The sequence below is a fragment of the Paraplanobispora siamensis genome (assembly GCF_016863175.1).
Taxonomy (GTDB): domain Bacteria; phylum Actinomycetota; class Actinomycetes; order Streptosporangiales; family Streptosporangiaceae; genus Planobispora; species Planobispora siamensis.
The window spans coordinates 1-6,627 of sequence record NZ_BOOJ01000115.1; the positions used below are offsets into that span (position 1 = coordinate 1).

Genomic DNA, 6,627 nt, shown 5'->3' on the forward strand with positions numbered 1-6,627 from the left:
CGAGGGATGCGCATGCCGGTAGAGGCGTCGTACAACAGCTCCTATGGAGACCTTCGACGTCCTGGTAACGGCGCACTCCAACCGCGACCTGCCCGCAGAGCAGTTCGAGCGCCAGGTGACGACGCTGCGGCCGATGATGGACTGGGATCCCCCACCAGCGCCTGGCACGTGCGCCTGAGCGGAGCTCATCCCGACCACCTCAGCCGCGTGCTCACCACCTTGTTCGAGGCCGCCCGCACCTACGGCACCGCCATCCGGGTGCAGCTGGTGCCGGGCGAGGCCGCTGATGCGGCCGGGGCCTCCGGCTGAGCAGACCACCCACCGGCTCACCCCCGGGGGATCTCGCCGGTTGCAGCCGGGCGGTGGCCGCCGCCCGGCCACCACCTGGTGGCCCGAGCGCCTCCGGCCGCACCAGGGCCGCACCGCACCCGGGGGGCGGCGCACCGCAGGGATCACCTGCCGCCGATGTGTCGCATGCCGCCCGTCGTGGCGGTCATCCCACTGGTGTGGGCGGCCATGCCGCCGGTCGTCGCGATGATGCTCGCATCGATGTGCATGCACCGGATTCGATCACATGAGCGGCCCGCGTCACCATCGCCTGCCGGCCACCGGGTTTCACCGGGGCCGGAGGTGATGGGCTGCTGACATTCGGGTAAAGGGTGCCGATGTCCGGTCTGCCCCGGCCCCTGCCACCATTATCTGCCGCCATCATCGCCGGTGGCAGACTGCTGCCCGCACCATCGACAATCACCATCCGAGGGATCCATCTATGCAGATCGCGCGATCGGCGATCTAGTACTCCAGCATCACTTTGTGATCTCTGGTTGTCTTCGGCGGTAGTGGCTGATCTTGGCGGTGTGTTGATGGCGGCGGCGCCAGTACGACCATCCACGGATTTGATCAAGGCCGGGTGGGCGTGTGATCATGTATGCCAGCAGACGCCGGACCTCTCCCATCGAGAGGCGGACAAGGCCGTCCCGATCCGTTTCGACCGGCTGTTTGCCGCGGTCACGGCCAGGTAGGCGTGGGCGAGCATCGCCAAGGTGATGTGCCGATACCAGGCCTCATAGCGGCGCACCTGATACTGATCCAACCCCACCTCGGTCTTGGCGCTTTGGAAGCACTCCTCAATCGCCCAGCGGCTCCCGGCGACCTTCACCAGCTCGTCGATCGTGGTGTCGACCGGCCCAAAGCCCAGATAGAAGGCCACCTGTTCAGGCCGGGCGATGCTGCGGCGAAGGAGGATCCACCGCGCATAGCCCTCCTAGGGGTCGCGGATGATCGGCAATGTGGCCATCGCCCAGTCATATAACCGCGGCCCCTTGGCGCCCTGGCCGGCCGACAGGCGCCGCCAGGCGGATGCGGGCACCTGGGCCACCAGGCTGTCGGCGCGCGCTCGCGGCCCCAAGCCGCCGCTGATCGCCTGACTACGTGGCACCACCACCACATAGCCGATGCGGTACTGCTCCAAAAAGACCCGGAACTTGTAGTCCTGACCGTAGACCTCATCGGCACTCACCCATGAGGCCGGCACGCCGGCCTCGATCGCCCGCCTCAGCATCCGGCGCGCCAGCACCTGCTTGGTGGCGAACTCCACCCCGGGACCGATGCCCGCCGCGGCGCACCGGTCCCGGTCCCCGATCCACGACTTGGGCAGATACCGCTCCCGATCGAGGAAGGTGCGCCCGGCGCTGGTGGCATAGCCCAAAAACACCCCCAGCTGGCAGTTCTCGATCCGGCCGGCCGTGCCGGAGTACTGACGCTGCACCCCGGCGGACTTGTCGCCCTTCTTGAGGAACCCGGTCTCATCCACAATCAGCACGCCATCACGTGCACCCAGGTGCTCGATCACATAGCTGCGCAGGTCATCGCGTACCGCATCAGCGTCCCACCGGGCCGCATTCAGCAGCCGCTGCATCCCCAACGGGCTGGCCTCGCCGGCCGCCTCGGCCAGCGTCCAGCCGTTCTTGCCCGCAATCGGCGCCAGCAGCCCCCGCACATAGGCTCGCGCCCGCCGCCGCGGCTCACAGCGACACTGGCCGTCCGAACCGGCCGGCTACCCGCGCGAACAGGTCATCCAACCCCGCCATCCAGGCCGCCACATCATGATCCATCACAAGAGCGGCACGCTACACACCAGAGATCACAAAGTGATGCTGGAGTACTAGGGCGCGGACCCCTGGCTTCAGCCATGGGGGTGAGCCCTTCAATCGAATCTTTGAGCGGTAGACAGCGGAAAGCTGCATAATGATCGTTGTGGCCGTGACCCTCCGCACGAACAGCAACATCGCGTTCCAGTGCGCGTTCCACGTCGTGTGGTGCCCCAAGTACCGGCGGCGAGTTCTCGGCGGGCAGATCGAGGCGCGGCTGAAGGAACTGATCCGCGAGGTGATCACCGACAAGCAGGCGTGGCTGATCGAGCTGGAGGTCATGCCCGACCATGTCCACCTGCTGGTCGAGGTGGACCCCCAGTACGGCATCCACCGTCTGGTCAAAGCCATCAAGGGCCGCTCCTCGCGGGTGCTGCGACAGGAGTTCCCCAGCTTGACCTCGAAACTGCCGACCCTGTGGACCAACTCCTACTTCGTCGCCACCGTCGGCGGTGCGCCAGTGGACGTGGTCAAGCGGTATGTCGAGAACCAGAAGAACCGGTGAGCGGCCATGCTGAGCGGACGTAAGTACCGCCTGGACCTCACCGCCGGGCAGGTCATCTTTGCCGAACGAATCGGTGGCGCGTGTCGCAGCGTGTGGAACACGGCCCTGGAACAGCGCCGTAGCTACCGCAGCCGGCAGGGGTGGATCGGCTACCACGAGCAGGCCCGCCAGTTGGTGGCGGCCAAGGCGGAGTTCGGCTGGCTGGCCGAGGTGCCCGGCCACTGCCTCCAGCAGAGCCTCATTGACCTGGACCAAGCCTGCTCGCGGCACGGGGTGTGGAAAGTCCGGTGGAAGTCGCGGGCACGCACCGCGCCGTCGTTCCGGTTCCCCGAAGGCGGCAAAATCGCTGTGGAGCGGCTTAACCGGCGCTGGGCGCGGGCCAAACTGCCCAAACTCGGCTGGGTGCGGTTTCGGATGACCCGGCCCCTGGGCGGGACGGTGAAGAACGCCACTGTCAGCCGCGACGGCGCGCACTGGCACATCAGCTTCCTCGTCGAAGACGACAGCACCCCGCCCGAGCGGCACAGCCATCCCGGCAGCGAGGTCGGGATCGACCGGGGCGTGGCCAAGATCGTCACCCGCTCGGACGGGGTGTTCCACCATCAGGTGTTCGCCACTGAGCGGGAAGTCGAGCACGCCGCTGTCCTGCAGCGGCGCCTGGCCCGCACCCGCAAGGGCTCGGCCCGCCGCAAGAAGGCCGTCGCCACGTTGGGCCGGGCGTTGGCCAAGGTCCGGCGACGCCGGGCGGACTTCGCCGCCAAGACCGCGTGTGTGCTGGCCACCGGCTTCGAGCTGATCGTTTTCGAGAAGCTCGCCACCCGCAACCTGACCGCCACCGCCAAGCCCAAGCCGGACCCCGACCAGCCGGGCGGCTACCTGCCCAACGGGGCGGCGGCTAAGTCCGGCCTGAACAAGGCCATCGTGGACAAGGGCTGGCATCGGATTGAGCTGGCCGTCCGCAGCAAGGCCCGCTACACCGGCAGTCACGTCATCACCGTCAACCCGGCGTACACGAGCATCACGTGCCGCGTGTGCAGCGTGGTGGACCCGAAGTCCCGCGAGAGCCAAGCGGTCTTCCGGTGCACCTCCTGCGGACATCGCGAGCACGCCGACGTGCACGCCGCCGGTAACATCCTCACCGCCGGGAGGGCGGAGTTCGCGCAACCCAGACCGGGTGTGCGAGCTGGGGCGCGCACACCACGCAACCGCGTGGGCCGGAAGGCGAACCGCCAAGCAACAGCAGCTCAGGCCACCGCGCAGACGGAGCCCGAGCTGGCTGGAATCCCCCGGCTTTAGCCGTGGGGAGCGCTTCAATCCAGCAGTTCGTGATCGATGCGATCCGGGCCCACCCGGCCGAGGTGATCACGAGCGTGGAGTCGTTCGCCGCCGCCGGCATCACCGACAAGCCCGTCGGCGCGCACATCGAGTTCGCCAGCGGCGCGCAGCTGCTGGTGCAGATGGTGGGCACCGCCCCCTCCGGTGGCCGCGCCGCGGCCGAGCAGATCGTCGAAGGCCCGGCCCCCGACCCGCTGCCGCCCGTGCCGCTGGTCGCTGACGGCGAGCGCATCCGGCTGGCCGATGTGCAGGCCTGGCTGATCGCCACGCTGACCAACGCCGGCAACACCGAGATCGCCACCATCACCGCGACCACGGGCCAGGCCCACCGCTACGGCATCAGCGTGCGCTGCCACAGCGGCGCCACCTGCGTGGCCTACTTCCTGGCCGGTCTGCGGCCCGGCCAGCGCCTGGGCGCGCACGCCGACTACCAGGTGCCCGACGTGATCTAAGGCGCCTTTGGCCGGCTGCTGGGCACGGCCGCAGGATCGCCGCTCAAGGCACCACGGAGGCACTGATGCGGACACACCCTGCGATATCGAACGTGTGCTCGGGAAAACGATAGGGTCAGCGGCATGGCCACCTCTGTCCTGCTCCCGGTGCCGCTATTGGCGTGGCACGGCGCCCGGCCGGTGTTCCTGCGCGGCCGGGAGCTGGTCGAGGGCCAGCCGTGGGCGCACATCTGCTGGATCCTGCCGGGTGAACCGATCACCGCCGCGCCGTCCGTCATCGAGGAGCGCCTGCCCGACAGCGATCTGGTCGAGCTCGACGGCCAGGACTACGACTTTCTGCCCCGCCGCCCGGGCGCGCTGCTGGCGCTGCCGCCGCTGGTGGCCTACGCCGGCCAGGTGGTGCTGCTGCGCGGCTGGCGCCAGGCCGCATCGAACGGCGGCTCCTGGTGGGCGCACCTGGCCCGGCTGAACCTGGGCGAGCGCGACGGCCGGCGCCGCGCGGCTCTGGTCGACCTACAGGTGGCCGCCGCCGAGATCACCCCGCTGCCCGGCCAGGACTACGCACGCGTGCCGCGCGTTCGCGACGGGCAGCAGTGATCGCCCGGCCGTCCCGGGCCGTCGTGCGCAAGGGTGGGTGAGGCTGGCGGCGGAGCCTGCCGCCACCGCCCTACCCAGCGAGGAAGGCGGCCGCAGACTCCGCAAGCGCGGGCCGGAGGCGTGCATCCGGCACCTGCCTTCGCGCTACTCCCAGCTGGGCTCGGCTATCGCGCCATGTCTATCAGGGCGGCGCCCGGGCACAGATACTCCCGATCAAGGTCGGCCACGCCTGCGGGGAGTCCCATGCTCACTCATACCCACCGTCGTAAAGGCGCGCCCACCTTGGGCGCGACCCGCCCGGGACAGGCGGGCCCGTTCGGCCTCTACGGCGCCACCGACCATGATGATCACGACGCCGCTCCCCTACCTTTTGGTGATTGGGCCGCCGGACAGGGCCGAGGTGGCGGCAGCCCTGTGCCGGATACAGGCCCCTCCGCTGCAGAAGAGGATCCCTCACCCCGAGGCTCCACGGCCGCCGGGAGCCGGTGAGTCGATGTCCTGAGAGGGAAGATTCGTGGCAATCGACAAGCCTGGCCACGACGACCAGGCCGGGCGGTGCCGCCGGTCAAATCTCCCCACGCATGACCGCGACGGCCAGCGCAACAGGGAAGGGCATCACCACCACACACGCCCAGATGATCACTTTCTTGGAGCGTGTTATGAAAGCACCGAAGAGCACCATGGCCGCCAGTCCGCAGGCGATACCGAGCGGCACGATGGCCGCCTTCCACCGGCCGGCTTCCCCGGTGGGCAGCACCCGGTCTCCGTCGGGCGTCAGCGCGGCAGGGAAGACGTCGCCCACCTCCGCTTCGGGGACCGTGCCGATGGTGATCGGCTGCTTCGACGGGTCGTCGAACACGAAGTGCGCTTTGCAGTCGTAATACGTTCTGCGTTTCCCGCTGGGCCCTTTGACGATGGGCTGGCACGACACGACGGTCGCGGTGCCGGGCGTGCCCTCGTAACCGAAAGCCACTCTCCACTCCGATGTGATGGATCCGACCATGGTGACCACCAGCACCACGAACAGGATCGTCACGGTGATCGTGGACAGCCTCAGCGCGATTCTCCTCCCGCGGCTGAGCGGCTCCGCCGGTGCAACCTGCGCCGGTGCCGGTGTGCGGGCCGTGGCCTTCCTCGGCGATCGGCTGGCTGCGGCGTGCGGACGGCGGCGTGCAGGGGTCTTCCTCGTGCGGGTCACGGCGCCACCTTGCACCCCGGCGCTTGGAAACCACCTGTGATCGGCTGGTGCAGCCGGAGGGACACTCTTCCCGGCCCCTGGGCAGGGGCGGCCTAGCCGGACACCTCACGCGGCACGTGGGTGAGGAACGGCCCCTGGCGCGGACGCGCGGGGGTGCCCGCTGGGTTACTTCCGGAGTGGTTTCTCAAGGGGGCTGCGAATATGCGCTTCAGCTCGGAGACCTCGTTGCGCCGCTGTTTCAGGGCTGCCCGTAGGGCGGCCGCCACGTATTGGTGCAGCCACGGCGGCGGAGGATCATTAGGGTCAGGGGCAGGGTCGTCACGGGGTCACCGTGTCCGCCTCCAGGCGGCAGTCTGCCGGCGCACCTCGATGGAGCGGTCCCGTTCGGCC

At 69.0% G+C, this 6,627-nt stretch carries 6 protein-coding genes and 1 pseudogene; 5 read left to right on the forward strand and 2 right to left on the reverse strand.

Translation table 11 applies throughout. The features are described 5' to 3' along the window. Positions 1–43: 43 nt before the first annotated feature. A complete protein-coding gene (locus Psi01_RS44370) occupies positions 44–178 on the forward strand; it encodes a hypothetical protein (protein WP_275424666.1) in 135 nt (44 codons plus the stop codon). A 628-nt stretch (positions 179–806) separates the two neighbouring features. Here the strand turns inward: Psi01_RS44370 and Psi01_RS42580 are convergent. Next, positions 807–2,114, reverse strand: a pseudogene (locus Psi01_RS42580) (IS701 family transposase). A 142-nt stretch (positions 2,115–2,256) separates the two neighbouring features. On the opposite strand from Psi01_RS42580, the gene tnpA reads away from it, so the two are divergent. The 4 genes from tnpA to Psi01_RS42600 all read left to right on the forward strand — a co-directional run bounded on the left by tnpA (position 2,257) and on the right by Psi01_RS42600 (position 5,039). Beyond that, entirely contained in the window at positions 2,257–2,655 is a 399-nt protein-coding gene (tnpA, locus tag Psi01_RS42585) for an IS200/IS605 family transposase (protein ID WP_204069903.1), read from the forward strand. 6 nt (positions 2,656–2,661) lie between these two features. Continuing rightward, complete coding sequence (locus Psi01_RS42590; protein WP_204069904.1) at positions 2,662–3,951, forward strand: RNA-guided endonuclease InsQ/TnpB family protein; 1,290 nt, start codon at positions 2,662–2,664, stop codon at positions 3,949–3,951. A 29-nt stretch (positions 3,952–3,980) separates the two neighbouring features. Further along, on the forward strand, positions 3,981–4,442 hold the full coding sequence (locus Psi01_RS42595) for a hypothetical protein (protein ID WP_204069905.1): 462 nt from the start codon (positions 3,981–3,983) through the stop codon (positions 4,440–4,442). A 123-nt stretch (positions 4,443–4,565) separates the two neighbouring features. Beyond that, the gene (locus Psi01_RS42600; RefSeq protein ID WP_204069906.1) at positions 4,566–5,039 is read left to right on the forward strand and encodes a hypothetical protein; all 474 of its coding nucleotides are present in this window, start codon (positions 4,566–4,568) and stop codon (positions 5,037–5,039) included. A 565-nt stretch (positions 5,040–5,604) separates the two neighbouring features. On the opposite strand, the gene Psi01_RS42605 is transcribed toward Psi01_RS42600, so the two are convergent. After that, positions 5,605–6,075, reverse strand: coding sequence for a hypothetical protein (locus Psi01_RS42605; protein ID WP_204069907.1), 471 nt, complete (start codon positions 6,073–6,075; stop codon positions 5,605–5,607). Positions 6,076–6,627 lie beyond the last annotated feature (552 nt).